Annotated in this window: 19 protein-coding genes; 13 read left to right on the top strand and 6 right to left on the bottom strand. The window is 71.8% G+C overall.

Annotation, left to right across the window (positions count from 1 at the left end):
* Window positions 1-58: 58 nt before the first annotated feature.
* Window positions 59-475, bottom strand: coding sequence for a hypothetical protein (locus IE316_RS21810; protein WP_190206107.1), 417 nt, complete (start codon window positions 473-475; stop codon window positions 59-61).
* A 421-nt stretch (window positions 476-896) separates the two neighbouring features.
* Between IE316_RS21810 and IE316_RS21805 the strand changes: the two genes are divergently transcribed.
* Window positions 897-1,133 carry a hypothetical protein gene (locus tag IE316_RS21805; protein WP_190206106.1) on the top strand — a complete coding sequence of 79 codons (237 nt, stop codon included), beginning with the start codon at window positions 897-899 and terminating at the stop codon, window positions 1,131-1,133.
* 203 nt (window positions 1,134-1,336) lie between these two features.
* On the opposite strand, the gene IE316_RS21800 is transcribed toward IE316_RS21805, so the two are convergent.
* The 3 genes from IE316_RS21800 to IE316_RS21790 form a co-directional block, all read right to left on the bottom strand.
* Window positions 1,337-1,549: a MerR family transcriptional regulator gene (locus IE316_RS21800; protein WP_190206105.1), complete on the bottom strand. Its 213-nt coding sequence runs from the start codon at window positions 1,547-1,549 to the stop codon at window positions 1,337-1,339.
* The gene (locus IE316_RS21795; protein WP_229910507.1) at window positions 1,546-2,322 is read right to left on the bottom strand and encodes a hypothetical protein; all 777 of its coding nucleotides are present in this window, start codon (window positions 2,320-2,322) and stop codon (window positions 1,546-1,548) included. Before IE316_RS21795 ends, IE316_RS21800 begins: the two co-directional genes overlap by 4 nt.
* Window positions 2,323-2,403: 81 nt before the next feature.
* On the bottom strand, window positions 2,404-2,679 hold the full coding sequence (locus tag IE316_RS21790) for a WhiB family transcriptional regulator (RefSeq protein WP_190206104.1): 276 nt from the start codon (window positions 2,677-2,679) through the stop codon (window positions 2,404-2,406).
* A gap of 267 nt (window positions 2,680-2,946) precedes the next feature.
* On the opposite strand from IE316_RS21790, the gene IE316_RS21785 reads away from it, so the two are divergent.
* The 8 genes from IE316_RS21785 (at window position 2,947) to IE316_RS21750 (ending at window position 11,272) form a co-directional block, all read left to right on the top strand.
* The gene (locus IE316_RS21785) at window positions 2,947-3,396 is read left to right on the top strand and encodes a helix-turn-helix transcriptional regulator (RefSeq protein WP_190206103.1); all 450 of its coding nucleotides are present in this window, start codon (window positions 2,947-2,949) and stop codon (window positions 3,394-3,396) included.
* Between the two features lie 238 nt (window positions 3,397-3,634).
* Complete coding sequence (locus IE316_RS21780) at window positions 3,635-4,498, top strand: hypothetical protein (RefSeq protein WP_190206102.1); 864 nt, start codon at window positions 3,635-3,637, stop codon at window positions 4,496-4,498.
* 336 nt (window positions 4,499-4,834) lie between these two features.
* Window positions 4,835-5,401: a DUF1707 and DUF4190 domain-containing protein gene (locus tag IE316_RS21775; protein ID WP_190206101.1), complete on the top strand. Its 567-nt coding sequence runs from the start codon at window positions 4,835-4,837 to the stop codon at window positions 5,399-5,401.
* A gap of 294 nt (window positions 5,402-5,695) precedes the next feature.
* Window positions 5,696-6,067: a 30S ribosomal protein S12 gene (rpsL, locus tag IE316_RS21770; protein WP_003948652.1), complete on the top strand. Its 372-nt coding sequence runs from the start codon at window positions 5,696-5,698 to the stop codon at window positions 6,065-6,067.
* Between the two features lie 2 nt (window positions 6,068-6,069).
* On the top strand, window positions 6,070-6,540 hold the full coding sequence (gene rpsG, locus IE316_RS21765; protein WP_003998848.1) for a 30S ribosomal protein S7: 471 nt from the start codon (window positions 6,070-6,072) through the stop codon (window positions 6,538-6,540).
* A gap of 39 nt (window positions 6,541-6,579) precedes the next feature.
* Entirely contained in the window at window positions 6,580-8,706 is a 2,127-nt protein-coding gene (fusA, locus tag IE316_RS21760) for an elongation factor G (protein ID WP_190206100.1), read from the top strand.
* A 158-nt stretch (window positions 8,707-8,864) separates the two neighbouring features.
* Complete coding sequence (gene tuf / locus IE316_RS21755) at window positions 8,865-10,058, top strand: elongation factor Tu (protein WP_190206099.1); 1,194 nt, start codon at window positions 8,865-8,867, stop codon at window positions 10,056-10,058.
* Window positions 10,059-10,177: 119 nt separating this feature from the next.
* Window positions 10,178-11,272: a hypothetical protein gene (locus tag IE316_RS21750; protein WP_190206098.1), complete on the top strand. Its 1,095-nt coding sequence runs from the start codon at window positions 10,178-10,180 to the stop codon at window positions 11,270-11,272.
* A gap of 96 nt (window positions 11,273-11,368) precedes the next feature.
* Here IE316_RS21750 and IE316_RS21745 read toward each other — a convergent pair whose 3' ends face one another.
* Both IE316_RS21745 and IE316_RS21740 read right to left on the bottom strand, forming a co-directional pair.
* The gene (locus IE316_RS21745) at window positions 11,369-12,778 is read right to left on the bottom strand and encodes a carbohydrate-binding protein (RefSeq protein WP_190206097.1); all 1,410 of its coding nucleotides are present in this window, start codon (window positions 12,776-12,778) and stop codon (window positions 11,369-11,371) included.
* A gap of 286 nt (window positions 12,779-13,064) precedes the next feature.
* On the bottom strand, window positions 13,065-14,012 hold the full coding sequence (locus tag IE316_RS21740; RefSeq protein ID WP_190206096.1) for a LysR family transcriptional regulator: 948 nt from the start codon (window positions 14,010-14,012) through the stop codon (window positions 13,065-13,067).
* Window positions 14,013-14,192: 180 nt separating this feature from the next.
* Between IE316_RS21740 and IE316_RS21735 the strand changes: the two genes are divergently transcribed.
* The 4 genes from IE316_RS21735 to IE316_RS21720 all read left to right on the top strand — a co-directional run bounded on the left by IE316_RS21735 (window position 14,193) and on the right by IE316_RS21720 (window position 21,159).
* On the top strand, window positions 14,193-15,371 hold the full coding sequence (locus IE316_RS21735; RefSeq protein WP_190206095.1) for an acyltransferase family protein: 1,179 nt from the start codon (window positions 14,193-14,195) through the stop codon (window positions 15,369-15,371).
* Between the two features lie 117 nt (window positions 15,372-15,488).
* Entirely contained in the window at window positions 15,489-16,136 is a 648-nt protein-coding gene (locus IE316_RS21730) for a hypothetical protein (RefSeq protein ID WP_190206094.1), read from the top strand.
* An 86-nt stretch (window positions 16,137-16,222) separates the two neighbouring features.
* On the top strand, window positions 16,223-20,839 hold the full coding sequence (locus IE316_RS36285) for a DUF6531 domain-containing protein (RefSeq protein ID WP_190206093.1): 4,617 nt from the start codon (window positions 16,223-16,225) through the stop codon (window positions 20,837-20,839).
* Window positions 20,836-21,159 carry a hypothetical protein gene (locus tag IE316_RS21720; RefSeq protein ID WP_190206092.1) on the top strand — a complete coding sequence of 108 codons (324 nt, stop codon included), beginning with the start codon at window positions 20,836-20,838 and terminating at the stop codon, window positions 21,157-21,159. The genes IE316_RS36285 and IE316_RS21720 overlap by 4 nt, the downstream gene beginning before the upstream one ends.
* The last annotated feature ends 165 nt before the right edge of the window (window positions 21,160-21,324 follow it).

Genomic DNA, 21,324 nt, shown 5'->3' with positions numbered 1-21,324 from the left:
CCCGTCGGATGACGGGGCCTTCGGGCTGATGGGGCCCCCGGGTGAGGGGGCGGGCGGGTCAGTAGACGTCGACCGCGACCTTGAGCACGCACACGTAGCGGTTGGCCGCGGCGTACAGGTAGTCGGGCATCCAGCGCGGGCCGTCCTGTTCGACGACGTCGGTGATGACGTTCGTGCCGACGGTGCGGCCCGCCGCGGCCAGCAGCGCGCGCCGGCCCGCGTTGGCCAGGGTGTGCGCGGTGGCCTTGTCCGGCCCGTACACCTCCAGCTCGATCAGCGGCTCGTCGACGTGCAGTTCGCCGACCCAGGCGCCGCCGCGCCGGTTGACCAGCACCGCGGCGGCGGTGCCGTCGAAGTCCGCGGGCGGCTCGACCGCGACGAGCGCGGTGGCCAGGCCCGGGTCGTCCTCCAGGATCTCGACGACCAGCCTCTCGACTTCGATGAAGGCGCTCGGGGGCGGGACGGGTGTGGTCATGCCGGGTTCACCTCGGGACGGTGGGGCGCACGGGGCGCCGGGACGGGGTATGGGCTCACCGGCTGCGGACTGCGGGCCGGAAGGCGCCGGGCGGGCGCCGCGCGGAGGGAGCGGGGGAGGCGCGTGGCGCGCCGGCCCGGCGGGAGCGGCGGCATGGCTGCCCGACTGGCGGGCACAGCTCCGCCGCTGCACCAACTGTGACACTGATCGTGCGCGCGCGCAACAAAACAAGGGAGTGGGGTCCGCGTATCGGTTTCGCGGGCGCGGGTGTGGAGAAAGATCGCAACGGCCTGTCATATGCGGGGCGTTCGCATCGACTCTGCGTTACCCTGGGGATCGCTTCGAACGTATATTCGAACAAGGTGGTGAGGTCGTTGACGACGATGAACGGGCGGAGGCCGGTTGCCGGCGGTGAGTGGTCATGGTGACCGGGGGGCCGCGGGAGCGCCTCGCCGACGTGACGGCCGCCGCCGTCGCGGTGGCGGTGGAATCCGCGCAGGCCGGTCGGTACAGCGGCGAGGTCGGACGCACCCTGGCCGCCGTCGTGGGCGAGGTCGGGGCGCGGATCGCCGACGACGCCGAAGTGCGCGGGTTCGCGCTGGGCTGGCAGGAGGCCGTGGCGGCCCGGTCGGTCCCCAGAGCCGCGGAACCGCGCTGACCGATGTCCTCGGTGGCCGATGTACGGCCGCCATGACTCACGTAGACGTCACGCCGAGTGACTGTCGCGCGCCGATGACCCGCAGGCCCGCTCCGGTCCGCGCGGCACCGGTCCCCGACGCCGCCCGCCGTCGTCCGAACACGAGGAAGCCCCCGGTTCCGAAAGACGGAACCGGGGGCGCTGTCCTGCCGTGGCCGGTGTGCTCAGCCGGCGCCGGTCGCGCGGCGCCGGGTGGCGCGCTCGGCGGCGAAGACGTCCTCCAGGCGGTAGAGGTGGGTACGGCCCTGGCGGCCGGCCGGGGCGAGGTGGCCGAGCTGCACCCACTTGCGGATCGTCGCCGGCGCGACCCCGGCCTCCTGGGCGGCGAGGACGCCGGTCACCAGCGTGGCACCGGCGGCGTACGGGGAGGTGTTCACCGGGCCTCACCCGCCGGACGCGCGTCCGGCAGCGCGTCCCACGCGTCCCGCTCCCAGAGATGGCGGAAGGCCGGGTCGGTGGCGCAGTCGCAGTCCGTACTCCCGCACCGGCAGCCGGGGTTGACGCACAGCACCGCGTCCCGGTCCGGGAAGGCGCGCAGGGAGACGGAGTCGCACCACGGGCAGCGGCCGGGCAGCCGGACCATGGTCTCGGTCTCGCCCAGGGCGCGGGCGCAGCGGCGGGCCATGCGGCGCAGTTCGTCCCGCGCGTGGCGGGCGAGCACGGGGTCGGCGGCTGTTCGGCCGAGCAGTCCGGCGATCCGGGCGAGGCGTTCCGGGACCGGGGCGCGGCGGGGGCGGCCCAGACCGAGCCGGTCGTACAGCGCCTCCTCCAGTTCCGTCACGCCGTCGGTGATGTCACGCACCGCGTCCGACACGTGCAGCCGCACGGGAGCGGCCGCGTGGCCGGGGACGGCGAGGCCGTGCTCCTGCTCGTTGCGCAGCGCCTCCTCGCGTTCCTCGCGCAGCAGCGCGGCCCGGGCGGCCCGCTCGGCGGGGCCGGGGACGTGCGGCTGCGCCCTCGGACGGCTCCCCGCCGAGGGGGCCAACTCGTCGAGCAGGTCGGGGAAGTGGCGCCGCAGGGCCGTCGCCCACAGGGCCGCGTCCCGGGCCGGGCCGGTGCCGTCGCCGCCGTCGGCTCGCGCATGCGCGGCACGCGGTACGGAGGTCGGGCGCGGGGCGGCGGCGGTTCGCGCGGACGTTCGCTCAGTCATGGCGTGGCCCTTCTCGTGCGGGAGGTGCGAGGGTTTCGCGGTGATCGGGTGGTGGGCGGGCGGGAGCCGGGTGTCCGGGCTTCAGGCCGCCGCCGTACGGCGCCGCCCCCTGCCCCGGTCCAGGGCGACCGGGCGGCCGTTGTGCCACAGCCGGCCCGCGCACACGCCGTCGAACCAGGTGTCGGCCGGGGCCACCGTCTCCTCGCAGCGCCGCACGACCGGGCACCGGGCGCAGGCGGCGAGGGCCGGGGCGGCTTGGGCGGGGCGGCGGGCGAAGACCGCCTCGGGCGGCAGTCCGGCGCAGGCGGCCGCCTCGGTCCAGGTGTGGTCGAGGGCGGTGAGATGAACGAGGTCCATGAGAACTCCGAGGAACGCGAGTGGCGGGCGGCGAAGGAGGAAGGAGGGACAGCCGCCGCACGGCACACTGACAGATTGCGTGCGAGCTCGCAACGAAAATTCTGACGGTGGGGTTCCGGCCGAACACGGAGGGTGGGGCGCAGGGTGGCGGAGCGGGTGGTCGAAGCATCCTGCCGACGAAATCTCCACATTGCGTGCGTAAAATTTATTATTCCGTGCGCGCAAGCGCGGTAGCCTGGGGCCCGCTCTGGAGGGAGGCGAGCATCCGTGACAGTCAGCGAACTGGAAGCGTTCACGGTCTGGATCGAAGAGGTGATCCGGCGGCGGGGCTACGACATCGACAGTCCGCGCGGCGGCGGCAAGTCGCGCCTGGCCGACGAGGCGGGGGTGCACCGCGCCGCCATCACCCGGCTTCTCCAGCGCCAGAGCATGCCCGATCTGGAGACCATGCGGCGGCTGGCCCATGTGCTCGGCATCCCCCTGCGGGAGATGCTGATCCGCTCCGGGCGGCTCACCGAGGAGGACCTGCCGCTGCCGTCGTCCCCGGACCGCCTCGACCGGTCCGGCGGTGAGCGGCAACAGCTCACCCTGGAGGAGGCCGCCACGGCCCTCGGTATCCCGGCCGAGCAGCGGGAGATGTTCCTGCGCGTCGCCGGACAGTTCCTCCCGGCTCCCGCCGATCGCGACCTCCCCGCCCGCCGCAGCCGTCGCGGCTGAACGCCGCGCGCTTCTCGCGGCGGGCGCAGACACGTTCTGGGCTGCGAAAAGGCGAGACCGTTAAGCTGTTCGAGTCCGTCCCCGGAGGCGGCCTTCGGGCGGGGGACGGGGCGCCCATGCCGGTGACGGCGTACGGCGGTAACGAAGGGGACGTCAGAAAGAGCCGCGCATGGTCGAGGGCGAGAAAGGCTCCCGGCAGGCGAAGGGCTCAGGGGCCCCGACCCGGAACACCCGTGCGGTGGACCCTCAGGACGGAACGGACCAGCGCCCCGGCGACCTGGCCCGGTTGCTCGCCGCGGTGGGCGCACTGCTGGAGCGCTACGAACCCGGCGAACTGGAGATCGTGGCCCGCGAAGAACGCGAACGGGCCGAGTTCGAGGCGTACGGCCAGGGCTGGCGGGATGCCGTCACGCAGTACCGCTCCCTCATCGAACTGGCCACGGCGGTCGGGGGCCTCGGCGACGGCACCGGCAGCGGCCGCACGCCTGGACAGGCGGCGGTCATCCCGTTCCGCCGCCGGGAGCGGACGCCGCCGGGCCGGGACGACCAGGGCAGCCGCGCCGACCCGCCGCGCGCGCCCCGCGTCGACCGGCCTGCCCCGCAGGACGTCCACGGGACCGGGCCCGCCTCCGGAGCCGCGCCTGGCCCTGGGGGCACAGCCGAAGCCGGGGATGCGGCCCGAGCCGGGGCCACGACCGATGCCGAGGATGCGACCGAAGCCGGGGCCACGACCGAAGCCGGGGATGCGGCCGAAGCCGGGGCCACCGGCGGAACCGCGGTCCGCCACGCCGAGGTGGCCTCCTCCGCCGGGCGGCGTGCGCCCGACGAGCCCGAAGAAACGGTCCCGCACGATCCGGCGGAGTCCGGCCCGGGGACCGCTGGAACGGGTTCCCCGGCCGGCCCGGGCGCTGCTCATCCCGACACCGCCGGTCCGGAGACCGCCGGCCCGGAGACCGCCGGCCCGGAGACCGCCGAGCGGGGCGAGGACAGGACGCGGAGCGGCGAACCCCCGGTCTTCACCCCCAAGAACCCCCGCTCCCGCACCCCCACGATCCCGCGCCTCGCCCGTCAGCACCGACCGGGGCGGCCCGGCGAGGAGTAGAGCGGGACGCCCCGGCCCCGGCGCAACCGGTCGTGACGGCGCGGTACGCCGCAAGCATCGGTAGCGTGGAAGCGCGACACCGCGCCCGGACCCGCCGACCCGCCCCCGCCCCTGGGTTTTCCCGCGGTTTTCCGCGCATCCCTGCCGCTCAACCGGTCGACGGCACGGCCGGTCTGGACCGAGCGGCGTTTTCCGGCCGGTACGTCTCTCGAACGCCCCTGTCGACCCGCGCCTCGTGCCGCATCATGGAGGGAAGGTGTCGGGGACGGGAGGCAGCCCGTGTCGCAGTCGTCGTGGCAGCCCGGGCGGGGCGAGGACGAGCCGTCAGCCGGTGGCATGCCGTTTCCGGACCGGCGCGACCATGCGCCGCACTCCCCGTACCCGCACGCCTGGCACGAGTCCGGGGTGCGCACCCCGCAGCCGTGGCCACCTCCCGCCGTCACGCCGATGCTCGCCTCGCACGCCGACCGGGAGCGGGCGGTCGACGTGCTCCGGGCCGGATACGGGGAGGGCCGGCTGGCGAAGGAGGAGTTCGACCAGCGGGTCGCGCGGGCGTACGCGGCGCGGACCGTGGGAGAGCTGGCGGTGCTGGTCGCCGATCTGCCGCAGGGGCCGGCTGGGATCGGGCAGGGGGTGCCGGCCGCCTTTCTGCCGCCGCCGCCGGTCACCAACGGCAAGGCGGTGGGGGCCGTGGTGTGCGGGGCGCTCACCGTGGTCACCGGCGGGATCACCGGGATTCCGGCGGTCGTGCTGGGGCACTCGGCGCGGGCCGAGATCCGGCGCAGCGGGGAGCGCGGGGACGGGCTGGCGCTGACCGGGCTGGTGCTGGGGTGGCTGTCGGTCGCCGGGTGGGCCCTCTTCGTGGTGCTGCTGGTCGTGGCGGGGCTGGCCGCGTCCGGATGAGCCGTGCGGAGCCCGTCCGCGGTGTGGGGTCTTGACCTCGGCCGCATGGCGATGCGGGGCGCCCCTGGTTGTTTTGACCACAGCGAATGCGATAGGTACGCTCAGACCTTGTGCCTGGGGTGTGCCCTGGCGCTCGTGCGTGCCTTGAACCGTGCGGGAGCCGAGCGCGGCCACCGTGATCCGTGCCCTTTTCGCCTCGCGGCGGGAGTCTGCCGGATTCGACACACCCGACCGCGTGGGTCGGCGACGTTCCAGGTTAGCTTCACCATTCGGCACACAGAAACCGGAGAAGTAGTGCCTACGATCCAGCAGCTGGTCCGCAAGGGCCGGCAGGACAAGGTCGAGAAGAACAAGACGCCGGCACTCGAGGGCTCGCCTCAGCGTCGCGGCGTCTGCACGCGTGTGTTCACGACCACCCCGAAGAAGCCGAACTCGGCCCTGCGTAAGGTCGCGCGTGTGCGTCTGACCAGCGGGATCGAGGTCACCGCTTACATTCCGGGTGAGGGACACAACCTGCAGGAGCACTCCATCGTGCTCGTGCGCGGCGGCCGTGTGAAGGACCTGCCGGGTGTTCGCTACAAGATCATCCGCGGCTCGCTCGACACCCAGGGTGTCAAGAACCGCAAGCAGGCCCGCAGCCGCTACGGCGCCAAGAAGGAGAAGTAAGAATGCCTCGTAAGGGCCCCGCCCCGAAGCGCCCGGTCATCATCGACCCGGTCTACGGCTCTCCTCTGGTGACCTCCCTGATCAACAAGGTGCTGCTGAACGGCAAGCGCTCCACCGCCGAGCGCATCGTCTACGGCGCCATGGAGGGCCTGCGCGAGAAGACCGGCAACGACCCGGTCATCACGCTCAAGCGCGCTCTGGAGAACATCAAGCCGACCCTCGAGGTCAAGTCCCGCCGTGTCGGTGGCGCCACCTACCAGGTCCCGGTCGAGGTCAAGCCCGGCCGTGCCAACACCCTGGCGCTGCGCTGGCTCGTCGGTTACTCCCGCGCCCGGCGCGAGAAGACCATGACCGAGCGGCTGCTCAACGAGCTCCTCGACGCCAGCAACGGCCTGGGCGCCGCTGTGAAGAAGCGCGAGGACACGCACAAGATGGCCGAGTCCAACAAGGCCTTCGCGCACTACCGCTGGTAGTCGCTTCCCCCATCGAGACCGAGAGAAGACTGAAGCCTTATGGCTACCACTTCACTTGACCTGGCCAAGGTCCGCAACATCGGGATCATGGCCCACATCGACGCGGGCAAGACGACCACCACCGAGCGGATCCTGTTCTACACCGGTGTGTCGTACAAGATCGGTGAGGTCCACGACGGCGCCGCGACCATGGACTGGATGGAGCAGGAGCAGGAGCGTGGCATCACGATCACCTCTGCTGCCACCACCTGTCACTGGTCGCTGGAGGACGTCGACCACACCATCAACATCATCGACACCCCGGGGCACGTCGACTTCACCGTCGAGGTGGAGCGCTCCCTGCGTGTGCTCGACGGCGCCGTAACGGTGTTCGACGGCGTCGCCGGTGTCGAGCCGCAGTCCGAGACGGTGTGGCGTCAGGCGGACCGCTACGGCGTTCCGCGTATCTGCTTCGTCAACAAGCTGGACCGCACCGGTGCCGAGTTCCACCGCTGCGTCGACATGATCAGCGACCGCCTGGGTGCGCAGCCGCTGGTCATGCAGCTCCCGATCGGTGCCGAGGCCGACTTCAAGGGCGTCGTCGACCTGGTGACGATGAAGGCGTTCGTCTGGTCCGCCGAGGCGACCAAGGGCGAGATGTACGACATCGTCGACATCCCGGAGACGCACACCGAGGCTGCCGAGGAGTACCGCGGCAAGCTGCTGGAGGCCGTCGCCGAGAACGACGAGGAGATGATGGAGCTGTACCTGGAGGGCCAGGAGCCTTCCGTGGAGCAGCTCTACGCGGCGATCCGCCGTATCACCATCGCCTCCGGCAAGGGCGAGGGCACCACGGTGACCCCCGTCTTCTGCGGCACCGCGTTCAAGAACAAGGGCGTCCAGCCCCTGCTCGACGCGGTCGTGCGCTACCTGCCGTCGCCGGTCGACATCGAGGCCATCGAGGGCCAGGACGTCAAGGACCCGGAGAAGGTCGTCAAGCGCAAGCCGTCCGACGACGAGCCGCTGTCCGCGCTGGCGTTCAAGATCATGAGCGACCCGCACCTCGGCAAGCTCACCTTCGTCCGCGTGTACTCCGGCCGCCTGGAGTCCGGCACCTCGGTGCTGAACTCCGTCAAGGGCCGCAAGGAGCGCATCGGCAAGATCTACCGCATGCACGCCAACAAGCGTGAGGAGATCGAGTCGGTGGGCGCCGGCGACATCGTCGCCGTGATGGGTCTGAAGCAGACCACCACCGGCGAGACGCTGTGCGACGAGAAGAGCCCGGTGATCCTGGAGTCCATGGACTTCCCGGCGCCGGTCATCGAGGTCGCGATCGAGCCCAAGTCCAAGGGCGACCAGGAGAAGCTGGGTGTCGCCATCCAGCGCCTCGCGGAGGAGGACCCCTCCTTCCAGGTCTCCACCAACGAGGAGACCGGCCAGACCGTCATCGGCGGTATGGGCGAGCTGCACCTCGAGGTGCTGGTCGACCGGATGCGGCGCGAGTTCAAGGTCGAGGCCAACGTCGGCAAGCCGCAGGTCGCGTACCGTGAGACGATCCGCAAGGCCGTCGAGAAGGTCGAGTACACCCACAAGAAGCAGACCGGTGGTACGGGCCAGTTCGGCCGCGTCATCATCGCCGTCGAGCCGATCGAGGGTGGCGACGCGTCCTACGAGTTCGTCAACAAGGTCACCGGTGGCCGCATCCCGAAGGAGTACATCCCTTCGGTCGACGCCGGCTGCCAGGAGGCCATGCAGTTCGGCATCCTCGCCGGTTACGAGATGACCGGTGTGCGCGTGACCCTGCTCGACGGTGCGTACCACGAGGTCGACTCCTCGGAGCTGGCCTTCAAGATCGCCGGTTCGCAGGCTTTCAAGGAGGCCGCGCGCAAGGCGTCCCCCGTGCTCCTGGAGCCGATGATGGCCGTCGAGGTCACCACGCCCGAGGACTACATGGGTGACGTGATCGGCGACATCAACTCCCGCCGTGGCCAGATCCAGGCCATGGAGGAGCGGGCGGGTGCCCGTGTCGTGAAGGGCCTCGTGCCCCTGTCGGAGATGTTCGGCTACGTCGGAGACCTCCGCAGCAAGACGTCGGGTCGCGCGAGCTACTCGATGCAGTTCGACTCCTACGCCGAGGTTCCGCGGAACGTCGCCGAGGAGATCATCGCGAAGGCCAAGGGCGAGTAACGGACCTCGCGTCCACGCCGTAGGCTTGACTCCGGAGCCTCAAGGGGCGAACCACCGCGATCGCGGCGGATCGCCCCGCGGGCCCGGGTTTTGACAGCAAAGATCACCTGGCGCCGATGAAGTAAGGCGTACCAGAACCACTCCACAGGAGGACCCCAGTGGCGAAGGCGAAGTTCGAGCGGACTAAGCCGCACGTCAACATCGGCACCATCGGTCACATCGACCACGGTAAGACGACCCTCACGGCCGCCATTACCAAGGTGCTGCACGACGCGTACCCGGACCTGAACGAGGCCACCCCGTTCGACAACATCGACAAGGCGCCGGAAGAGCGTCAGCGCGGTATCACCATCTCCATCGCGCACGTCGAGTACCAGACCGAGGCGCGTCACTACGCCCACGTCGACTGCCCGGGTCACGCGGACTACATCAAGAACATGATCACGGGTGCGGCGCAGATGGACGGCGCCATCCTCGTGGTCGCCGCGACCGACGGCCCGATGCCGCAGACCAAGGAGCACGTGCTCCTGGCCCGCCAGGTCGGCGTCCCGTACATCGTCGTCGCCCTGAACAAGGCCGACATGGTGGACGACGAGGAGATCATGGAGCTCGTCGAGCTCGAGGTCCGTGAGCTCCTCTCCGAGTACGAGTTCCCCGGCGACGACCTCCCGGTCGTCAAGGTCTCCGCTCTCAAGGCCCTCGAGGGCGAGAAGGAGTGGGTGGACTCCGTCCTCAACCTGATGAAGGCCGTCGACGAGTCGATCCCGGAGCCGGAGCGCGACGTCGACAAGCCGTTCCTCATGCCGATCGAGGACGTCTTCACCATCACCGGTCGCGGTACGGTCGTCACCGGCCGTATCGAGCGCGGTGTCCTCAAGGTGAACGAGGAAGTCGAGATCATCGGCATCAAGCAGGAGAAGACCAAGACCACGGTTACGGGCATCGAAATGTTCCGTAAGCTGCTGGACGAGGGTCAGGCCGGTGAGAACGTCGGTCTGCTGCTCCGCGGCATCAAGCGCGAGGACGTCGAGCGCGGCCAGGTCATCATCAAGCCGGGCACCGTCACCCCGCACACGGAGTTCGAGGCCCAGGCTTACATCCTGTCCAAGGACGAGGGTGGCCGCCACACGCCGTTCTTCAACAACTACCGCCCGCAGTTCTACTTCCGTACGACGGACGTGACCGGCGTGGTGACCCTCCCCGAGGGCACCGAGATGGTCATGCCGGGTGACAACACCGAGATGAAGGTGGAGCTCATCCAGCCCGTCGCCATGGAGGAGGGCCTGAAGTTCGCCATCCGCGAGGGTGGCCGGACCGTGGGCGCCGGCCAGGTCACCAAGATCACCAAGTGACCTAGTGGCTCCTGAGGGGCCCGTACGACTTCGGTCGTGCGGGCCCCTTCGCCGTGTCCGGCGGGGATACTTGTGCCCGTCATCGATCGCCTGTTCGTACGACTGCGAGAGTGAGTGCCGTGAGTAGCGTCCCGCCCGCCGACCGCCCGGACGAGGGACCCGAGGGGTCCGCGATATCCGACGAGGAACTGGAGCGGTTCCTGCGGGAGGCGGCCGAGGGCACCGGGACGCCGCCGAAGGAGCCGTCGGCGCGGGCCCGGATGGTGGCCCGGCGGCTGCGCGAGGAGGAGCCCGCCCCGACCGCGTGGCGCCCGGGACCTCCGGTACCGGTCGGCACGGGCGGCCGGACCCGGCGGCGCGGGCTGCTCACCGCGGTCGGCGTGCTGATCGCCGCGCTCGTCGCCGTGATCGCCGTACGCCCCTCGCTGCTGCTGGACCGGTTCCGCGGGGACGCGGCGGAGACCGGCGCGTCCCCGGCGCCCGCCCAGGGGCCGACCCGCGCCGACCCGTTCCGGGGCTCGCCCGCCGCCGGCTGGGCGGAGGGCGCGGACGCCATCGTGCCCCCGGCGGCCAGGGCGGTCTCCGGTGTCACCGAGACGGAGGTGGCGCGGGCGCTGCGCCGCACGAAGGAGTTCCTGGTCGCCGCCAACCTCGACCCGGGCGTGCTGCGCGGCGACCGGCCGGAGAAGGCGATCGCCCTGCTGGACCCGAAGAGCCCCGGGCTGCTGGCCAAGGTGGAGCGGTCGCTGCGCGCGCCGGACCGCACCGACGACCCGCTGCTGCTGTTCACCCGGTTCGACCCGGCCCGGGCGCGGGTCCTCGGCGACGTGGTCAAGGTGCGCGGCGAGATGACGGTGCGCGCGGGTGAGCCCGGGGTGGCCGAGGTGCGCGCCGACTACACGTTCGTGTACCCCCTGGTGCGCGCGGAGGGCGGCGACGAGGTCGCGCGGACCGTCGTCCGGCGCAGCCTCACCGTCGCGGTGTCCGACCCCGACCGCTGGGACGTCACCGAGGGGAAGCTGCTGCCGAAGGCGTACTTCTCCGACTTCGGCAACACCGCCTGCGAGGTGTACGACGGCTATCTGCACCCCTCGTTCGCCGAAGGGCCCGCCACCGGCGAACCGGCGACGGGCCCCACCGTCGACCCCTACGACCGGAGCAGGCCGCTGACGGGGGACGGGCGCGAGGAGTGCGGGGAGGTCACCCGCACCTGACGCCCGGGCGGGCGGGGGCGGGGAAGTCACCCGCGCGGCATGCCCGTACGTCAGGACGGGGGAGGTCGCCCCGCGCTCCCGTCACGGGGTGCGGGCTCACGCCCGCTGCCACAGTGCGGGGACGTTCGGGGGCTCCCAGCCGGGCTGGGCCTGGTGCGCCTGGAGGCACCGGTAGGTCGCGCCGCCGTACGTCACGGTGTCACCGGCCTGGTAGACGGTGCCGACCGCCCAGGTGCCGCCGGGGGTGCCGGGGTCGCCCGGGTCACCGGGGTCGCCGGGGCCGCCGGTGGTGGTCTTCAGGGTGAGGCCGTAGTTCTGGAGCAGCGGGTTGATCGGCTGGAAGTACGTGGTGCCGCCGCTGGTGCAGTTGCCCGAGCCGCCCGAGGTGACGCCCTGCGCCTGGCTGCCGGAGATGAAGGAACCGCCGGAGTCGCCGGGCTCGGCGCAGACCGAGGTGCGGGTGACGCCGGTGATGGTGCCCTCGGGGTAGGTCACGCTGGTGTTGAGCTGCTGGACGGTGCCGCAGTGCCAGCCGGTGGTCGAGCCGGACCGGCACACCGAGGCGCCGACCGTGGCCTGCGTGGACCCGGTGACCTGGACGTTCTGCCCGCCGGCGCCGCTGACGTACGGCGTGGCGGTCCAGTTGGCGTTGGTGGCCACCCACGCCATGTCGCGGCCGGGGAAGACCGAGCCCTGGAAGGTGCCCTGCGCCACCCGGTTGGCGCCGGTGGTGCTCGCCCCGGCCTGGCCGCAGTGACCGGCGGTGGCGAAGCCCTGCTGGGTGCCCCGGGTGACGGGGAAGCCGATGGAGCAGCGGCTGCTGTTGTTGATGTAGTACGCCTCGCCGCCCCGCAGGTCGTACAGGGCCCTCGGCCGCTCGGCCGTGGTCTCGACGCGGCCGACGGAGGCGTCGAGCCCGGCGGCCTTCAGCAGGGCGCGCGCCGCGGCGGGGCGGACGGCCTGGACGACCACTGTGTTGCTGGGCACGTCGACGTAGCGGACCGGGGCGTCGGCGGTGTCCCGGCCGCGCGCCGCCCGGTCCAGGCGGGCCTTGGCGGCGTCCAGGTCGGTCAGCGAGTGGCGGACGACGGCGGCCCGCGCGCCCTGTGCCTCGATGGCCGGGACGTCGGCGGCGTCGGTGGTGGCCACGGTGAGCACGCCGGACTCGGCGCCGCGCACCCAGGCGCCCGCGTAGTCGGCGCCGAGGGCGAGACGCAGTCTTCCGGCGGTGGCGCCCGCCTCGGCCTCGTTGGCCAGGCGCCGCTCGGCCTGCCCCCTCTCCAGGCCGAGGTCGCGTTGCAGGGCGCGCAGGAGGGCGGGGGGCGCGGCGTCGGTGCGCAGGGTCTGAGCGGCGGTGGGGGAGGCGCCGGTGGGGGAGGAGCGGAAGGCGGCGGGGGTGGCCGCGGGGGTCGCACCCGCGTTCGTGGAGCCGCTGAGCCCGGCCACGAACAGGGCGGCCGTCGCCGCGGTGGCGGCACAGACGGCTCTGGTGCGTCGGTGGAGCATGGGGGATCTCCTCGGTTTCGGTCACGTGCGGGGCCACGTGCGGTGGGGAAGTGCCGAAACCGTAGGGAGGGCGGCCGGCCGCCGGTAAGACATCGGCCGGCCCCCTGCCCGGCGTTATGGCACCCGGTGGGCCGCCGGCCAGCGGGTGTAGCTGTCGCTGCGCGCGGCGGCGCCGGCGTGCGCCATGCGGGCCACCGGCGTTATGGAACCCGGTGGGCCGCCGGCCAGCGGGTGTAGCTGTCGCTGCGCGCGGCGGCGCCGGCGTGCGCCATGCGGGCCACCGGCGTCATGGCACCCGGTGGGCCGCCGGCCAGCGGGTGTAGCTGTCGCTGCGCGCCGCCACGCCCGCGTGCGCCAGGCGGGCCTCGGCCAGGACGGTGCCGGCGGTGTCGGCGTGGCGGCTCCCGGCGTGCCAACCGAGCAGGTGCCGCCAGGCCAGCGGCGTACCGGTGAGCGGCCGGGTCACCACCCCGTCGGTCGCCGGGAAGGTCGCCCGGCACAGCCCGGCCGCCCGCCCGGCCTGCACCAGGTGGACCAGGGCGGTGGGGTCGGTCTCGTACAGGTGGCGCGGGGTGAACCCGGCGCGGGCGCACGCCGCGGTGAAGCAGTCCCCGAAACATCCGTCGCCCGGCACGCACGCCCAGTCCTCGCCGGCCAGCTCGCCGAGGCCGATCTCGGTGGCGTCGGAGAGCGGGTGCCGCGCGGGCAGCATCACGAAGACCGGGTCGACGGCCACCTCGCGCCAGACCAGGCCGTCCGCGCCGGGCGGTGCGGCCGACCCGCAGGTCCCGGCGAGGGCGAAGTCCAGGCGGCCCTCGGCGAGCAGGGCGGCCAGCCGCCGCTCGGACCAGGAGGTGCGGGTGGTCACCCGGGCGTCGGGGGCGGCGTCCGCGAGCCGGACGAGCAGGGCGCCGAGCAGCGGGCCGTGGGTGCCGCCGAGCCGCAGGTGGCCGGGGCCGCGCGGGGTCCGGGCGAACCGGGCGGCCTCCCGCTGCAGCTCCGTGACGGCGGGCAGGACGACCCGGGTGCGTTCGAGGACGAGTTCGCCGAGCGGGGTGGCCCGTACGCCGTGCCGGCCGCGTTCGAACAGCACGCCGCCGAGGGCCCGTTCGATCCGCTTGAGCTGTGCGCTCAGCGCGGGCTGCGCGAGGCCCAGGGCGGTCGCCGCCCGGGTGAGACTCCCGGCCTCGGCGATGGCCCGGACGGTCCTGAGATGCCGCAACTCCAGCTCCATGAGGGGAGCTTGCGTCGGGGGCGGGGCTGGGGCAAGGGGTTGGTGTGGACCAATGCCCGGGAGCGGCTGCCCGCCCGCCCCCCGGCGGCGGGTGAACACCTGTCCAACACTGTGCGAGATCTTCGGTACAGCTTGGCGGGGGCCCTACCGCGATGGTGAGCGGTGTTCTTCTCTGGACGGATGAGACAACCGCTCCCGCCCCTGACCAAGGCGGCGACCAGGACCGTGTCCGTGCCCGACCGGCGCTCTCCGGCGCGGGCGCGGCACGCCGCCGTGCCCGGCGGGCGGCGGACCGGGCGCCGGCTGTACGTGATCGACGGCGTCCGGCTGGTCGCCGCCCTGATGGTGGCGGTGCACCACTACGCGGGCACGCGCCGGGTGGACCGGCCGGGGAACGCCGTCTGGGACCGGCCGGTGTCGGAGATCATGCCGACCGTCTTCCGGTTCGCGTCCTACGGCTGGATCGGCGTGGAGATCTTCTTCGTGATCAGCGGCTTCGTGATCTGCATGTCCTGCTGGGGGCGCACACCGAGGCAGTTCTTCGTCTCCCGGGTGATACGCCTCTACCCGGCGTACTGGTTCGCGATCGCGTTCACCACGGCCGTCCTGATCGCCGTACCCGGTGTGTGGGAGCGGCTCAGGCTGCGCGAGATCCTGCTCAACCTCACCATGCTCCAGTCCGGCTCGGCGGTGCCGAACGTCGACGGGGTGTACTGGACCCTCTGGTCCGAGCTGCGGTTCTATCTGCTCTTCCTGGTCGTGGTGGCGATGGGGCTGACGTACCGCAGGGTGGTGGTCTTCTGCTGCGTGTGGGGCGCGGCGGCGATGCTCGCGCCGGTCTCCCACTTCCGGCTGTTCGAGCTGGTCGCCAACCCGGAAGGCGCCTGGTACTTCATCGCCGGTCTGGCCCTGTACCTGATGCACCGCTTCGGGCAGGACCTGCTGCTGTGGGGGATCCTGGCGCTGGCCTGGCTGATGGGCCAGATGGAGCTGGGGGAGCGGATCGACGAGGTGGAGCACGTCTCCGGCTGGCGGGGCAGCGTCGTGATCTTCACCGCCTTCCTGCTCTTCATGGTGGCGGTCGCGCTCGGGTACACCGACCGGATCCGCTGGAAGTGGCTGGTGACGGCGGGTGCGCTGACGTATCCGCTGTACCTGCTGCACTACGTCGCCGGGACCACGCTGATCAGCCGCCTGCGGGACACCATGGACCCGCGGCTGCTGGTGGCGGCGGTGATCGCCGGTTTCTGCCTGCTGAGCTGGCTGGTGCACCGGTGCGTGGAGCGTCCGGTGTCCCGGCTGCTGAAGTCCGGCCTGGACACGTCGTTCGCGCGGCTGCGGAACGCGCGGGCGGAGTGACCGGGCGCGGTGACCGGGTGCGGTGACCGGGTGCGGTGACCGGGCGGTGGCGGTCGCGGCGGCGGGCGGTGACACCATGACGGGACCCGCCCCAGCGAACGAGGAGGCCGCGGAGGCATGGCCCGTTACCCCGAGACGTCGACCGTCGAACGCGACGGCTTCCGGATCAAGGTGCCGGAGTCCTGGTGGGAGTTCGACGTACGGCCCGAGTCGCGCGACGACTCGATCCGGCGGACGGTGGCCGAGCGCGTGCGCCGGCACCCGGAGCTGGCCCCGCACCGCGCCGCGTACGTGTCCTTCCTCCAGAAGGCGGCGGCCGACGCGTGGCGGTCCGGGGCGCTGTACTGCGGCTGCATGGCGGAGAACTTCGGCAGTTCGCTGCCCGTCACCGGCTCGGTGACGGTGTCCCTGGTCGGCGGCCGCACCGCCGCCGGCGACCCGCTGCCGACCGAGCCCGCCGCCATCGCCGCGCGGCTCGCCGTCAAGGAGGCGCGCAAGGCCGGCGACTCCTGGCGCGAGGTGACGACCGTCGACATCCCGGGCGTCGGCCCGGCCGCCCGCACCCACGGCGTCGAGGACGTGCCGGTCCCCGGCGACGCGCTCGGCCGGACCGTGCGCGCGGTGCTGATGCAGACGTACATCCCGGTCCCCGGCCAGGAGGGCAAGGTCGCCCTGGTCGCGGGCAGCAGCCAGGTCCTGGACCTCGCGGAGTCCTTCTTCGACCTCTTCGACGCGGTCACGTCGACGTTCCGGTTCACGGGGTGACGCTCTCCGGTCACCTTTCGCGGTCCTGACGCGCCTTGTACATTCGCGGGGGCTACGGCAGGTGCTGGTGATACGGGGGTTGCGGCATGGCGGGCCACAGGCCGGCGGATTGGCACGTCCTCGACCTGGACCGGGACCCGACCCCCGGCGACCCGGACCGGGTGCGCCAACTGGCGAAGACGCTGCACGACTTCGCCGACGACGTCTCCGACGCGCTGCGCCTGGTCAAGGGGATGGCCGGGGAGGGCACCCTGGCGGAGTGGGCGGGCAAGTCGGCCACCGTCTTCAAGGACGAGTTCTCCGGCGTACCGAAGAACCTGAGGAAGCTGCACACCTCGTACACGATGTGCGGGGACGCGCTGGCGGACTACTGGCCGAAGCTGGAGCGGGCCCAGGCACTGGCGGACAAGGCGCTCAGGAAGGCGCGGGAGGCCCGGGAGGACCTCTCCGCCGCGCAACGGCGGCTCTCCTCGGCCGACTCCTGGCTGACGGCGGCGACGAAGGAAGCCGACAAGTACCAGGACGACCCTTCCAGCCGCAGGTCGGACGCGGACCAGCCGGACGAGGCGAAGGTGCGTGCCGCGACCCGCGACGTTCGGCACGCCCAGAGCGCCCGCACCACGGCGCGGTCGGCCGTCGACGACGCCGAGGACGCGCTGGCCGCGGCGAAGAAGATGGCCGAGGACGCGCGGAAGATGCGCGAGGAGGCCGCCCGCGAGGCCAAGACGAAGATCGACGAGGCATCGGACGCGGGCATCCGGAACCGGTCCTGGTGGGAGGAGGCCGGCGACTGGTTCACCGACAACTGGGACACCATTGTCGCCGTCTGCAAGGTCGTCGTCGCCGTCGTCGGCATCATCGCGATGATCATCGGCGGCCCGATCCTCGGCGCGATCGTCCTGGTGGCGGCCCTGGTGGTCCTCGCCGACACCCTCCACAAATACTCCAGAGGCCAGGCGTCCCTGTGGGACGTGGGACTGGCGGCACTGGACTGCGTACCCGGGATGAAGGGGCTGACGACGCTCGGGGGACTGGCCAAGGGGCTCAAGGCCCTGGGCAGGACCGGGCTCAAGGGCATGGCCCTGGGCCTGAGGGGGATGGGACCGCGCCTGAAGGGTCTGGGCCGGTCGATGAAGAACCTCTTCACCTGCGGCGACCCGATCGACATGGCCACCGGCCAGATGGTCATGTCGATCACCGACGTGGCCCTGCCCGGCGTACTGCCCCTCGTACTGGAACGAAGCCACCGCAGCGGAGTGACGGCGGGCCGCTGGTTCGGCGCGAGCTGGACCTCCACCCTGGACCAGCGCCTGCTGCTCGACACGGACGGCATCCGGTTCATCGGGGCCGACGGGACCGTGCTGTACTACGCGATCCCGGAACCCGGTGCGCAGATGCGGCCGGTCTTCGGCCCCGACTGGCGGCTGAGCTGGGACGGCTCACCGGACGCCGACATCCTGCTGCGGCAGCCCGAGAGCCGTACGACCCTGCGCTTCGGGCGGGTCCCGGGCGGCCGGGAGGCGGAACTCCCGCTCGTCGGCGTCACCGACCGCAACGGCAACTCCATCGAGGTGCGCTACCGGGCGGACGGGTCACCGAGCGAGCTGGTCCACCACGGCGGATACCGGATCGGCGTCACCACCGCCTCCGGCCGCATCACCGCCCTGACCCTGCTCAGCGCCCCCGACCAGCCACGACTGGTCGGCTACGAGTACGACGGGACCGGCCGGCTCACCGGTGCCGTCGACTCCTCCGCCGTGCCCCAGCGCTACCGCTACGACGCGGCGCAGCGGATCACCGGCTGGCGGAGCAGGACCGGTGACTGGTACCGCTACACGTACGACGACACCGGCCGCTGCGTCCGTACCGGCGGAGACAGCGGCGTACTGGCCTACTCCTACGCCTACGACGACGAGACCCGCACCACCGTGGCCACGGACTCCCTCGGCCACTCGATCGCCTACACCTTCACCGAGGACCTCCTGCCGGTCCGGGAGACGGACCCGCTGGGACACACGGTCACCCGGAGGTGGGACGCGGACGGGCAACTGGTGGAGCTCACGGACCAACTCGGCCGCACCACCCGCTACCACCACGACCGGCACGGCAACGTCACCGGGATCACGCGCCCCGACGGCGGCGTCATCCGCCGGGAGTACGACGAGCACGGCCAGGTCACCAGGGTGACGCAGCCGGACGGCAGCACCTGGGAGTCGGTCTACGACGACCGGGGCAACCGGATCGCGGTCGTCGACCCGCTGGGCGCGACCACGTCCGTCACCTTCGACGAACGCGGCGCGGTCACCGGCGTCACCGATCCGCTGGGCACCCGCCGGCAGACCCTCGTCAACGACGCGGCCGGTCTCGTCGTCGGCACCACCGACGCGCTGGGAGCGACCAGCGCCTTCGTGCGGGACGCGTTCGGCCGGATCACCGCGCTCACCGACACCTTCGGGCAGGTCACACGCGTCGGCTGGACCCTGGAGGGCCGCATCGCGTGGCGCCACCTGCCCGACGGGACCGTCGAGCAGTGGTCGTACGACGCCGAGGGCAACCCCTTGGAGTACCGCTCCTCGAACGGCCGCCGCACCAGATACGAGAACACCCACTTCGACCTCTGCACCCTGCGCGAGGACGAGGACGGGACGCTGGAGCGCTTCGCCTACGACACCGAACTGCGGCTCAGAAGCGTCACCAACGCCGCGGGGCAGCGCTGGAGCTACGAGTACGACGGCATCGGCCGGCTCGTCTCCGAGACGGACTTCAACGGCCGCACGCTGACCTACCGCTACGACGCCGCGGGCCAGTTGGTCGAACGCACCAACGGGGCCGGACAGACCACCAGGCTCCGCCACGACGTGCTCGGCAACGTCGTCGCCATGAAGGCCGGCGGCACCACCGCCTACGCGTACGACCCGCTCGGCAGGCTCGTCCGGGCCCGCAACGCGGACGTCGAACTCACCCGCGAGTACGATCCGGCCGGCCGGCTGCTCGCGGAGGCGTGGAACGGGCACGAGGTCAGGTCCGAGTACGACCCCACCGGACGCCGCACTGCCCGCCGGACCCCCAGCGGCGCGGTCACCCGCTGGACGTACGAACTCGACCGGCGCGCGATGGCGCAATGGGCCGGCGAGCACCGGGTCGACTTCCAGTACGACGTGGCGGGCCGCGAGATCGAGCGGGCGCTCGGCGCTGCGGCGCGGCTGACCCATGAGTGGGACGCGGAGCGGCTGCGCACGACGCAGACCGTCGTCACGCGGGCCGGGGAGACCAGGCGGCAGCTCTTCCAGCACCGGGCCGACGGCGCCCTGACGGCCGTGACGGACTCCCGGCACGGGGAGCGCACCTTCGCCCTCGACCGGGCCGGCCGGGTGACCGCCGCGCGAGGCGGGGCGGGCTGGGACGAGGACTACCGGTACGACATCCTCGGCAACCTCGTCGCCTTCGAGACCTCGGCCCCCGTACGAGAGAACGACCCCGGTCCCGGCGAGCGCAGCTACTCGGGGACCCTCATCGAGCGGGCCGGCCGTACGCGCTACCACCACGACGCCCAGGGACGGGTGGTCCGGCGGATCACCAGGCTGCTGTCCGGCGGCAGACGCGAGTGGCGCTACACCTGGAACGCGGAGGACCAGCTCACGGACGTCCTGACCCCGGACGGCCGCCACTGGCGCTATGTCTACGACCCGGTCGGCCGGCGGGTGGCGAAGCGACTGCTGGCGGACGACGGCACGACCGTCGTCGAGCAGACGCGCTACTTCTGGGACCAGGACGACCTCGCCGAGCAGACGGACGGCACAGTCAGCACGTCCTGGGACTGGACGGACGGCCCGACCCCCGTCAGCCAGCGCGTCCGCGCGACCGGCCCCGTCGGACCGGACACCCCCCAGGACGAGATCGACGAACGCTTCTACGCCATCGTCACCGACCTCCTGGGCACACCGACCGAACTGCTCGACACCGACGGCACCACCGTCTGGACCCAGCCATCGACCCTGTGGGGCGTCCCCCTGGAGGCGGCCCGCGACCGCCCCGTCGACTGCCCGCTACGGTTCCCGGGCCAGTACTACGACGCGGAGACCGGGCTCCACTACAACCACCACCGCTACTACGAGCCCGCCACGGCCCGCTACCTGAGCCCCGACCCGCTGGGCCGCACACCGTCCCCGAATCACCACGCGTACGTAAAAAACCCACTGCAGTGGAAAGACCCACTGGGGCTGAAGGCGCCGTGCACGGTGGATCTGTACCACGGCACCTATGGAAGCGCGGCGGACAACATCATCGCCAACGGGATTAACCCTGTCATTTCGCCGAGGCCGATGGATTTCGGATTCGGGGGTTTCTATGTGACGAACAGCCCGAGGCAGGCTCTGAGGTGGGCGCACCGATTGGCGGGCAGAAACAACGACATTCCCGCAGTGCTGCACTTCCGGGTGCCGAAGAGCGAGTTGGACAAGCTCAACAGTAAGATCTTCGACGGGCCGAGTGACGAGCTGGCTGCTTTCATCAGACGTCATCGCCGCGACCGGACCGGCGCGGACATGCACGGCTATGAGATGGTCGAGGGGCCCATGGTGATGAACCCGGGACCCTTCGTGAAGGGCGCCGAGGGGGAGTTCAAGGGGCATCAGATGGGGCTCTACTCGGAACGCGCCGCCCAACTGTTCGATGATTCTTTGCTACGGAGGCTGGGTCCGTGAAAACTACAGAGGAATTCCTGACGGTGCTTGACGAAGGAATGCTGCGGTTCTTCAGGGAGATCGCGGACGAGTTGGTCACCCGGTTCGGGATTTCCCGGGCCGAAGCTGTGGCGCGTATCAATGCGGCGTATGAGGGGGCCGATATCGATCCCTACCCGGACATCATGTGTCATGAAGAGCCGGAGTACTGGGCCTATGGGCTGTACTTCCTGCCCAAGGACGGAAGGCTTCCGCATGGCGATTCGGTGGAGGATCTCTCGGAATGGGAGATTCGACCGGCTCCGCCGCAGGACTCGCACGTCTGGACCCTGGCGGACTGATCGCCGCGCCCCCCCGCTGACGGGTGCGACCGGCGCCGGCCGGCCCATGGTTTGACCTACGTCACCCCCGGGGTAATCTCTAGCGCCCGATTGGCGTCCGCCATGCCCCGTATGGCAGACTAGCGGGGTTGCTCGGTCGAGTGCCGATGCTGCGCGCCTCCCGCC

Origin of the sequence: Streptomyces fumanus (assembly GCF_014655295.1) — a bacterium.
Lineage (GTDB): Bacteria > Actinomycetota > Actinomycetes > Streptomycetales > Streptomycetaceae > Streptomyces > Streptomyces fumanus.
Note: the sequence above shows the minus strand (reverse complement) of the source record. Positions and strands in the feature narration are given on the sequence as shown.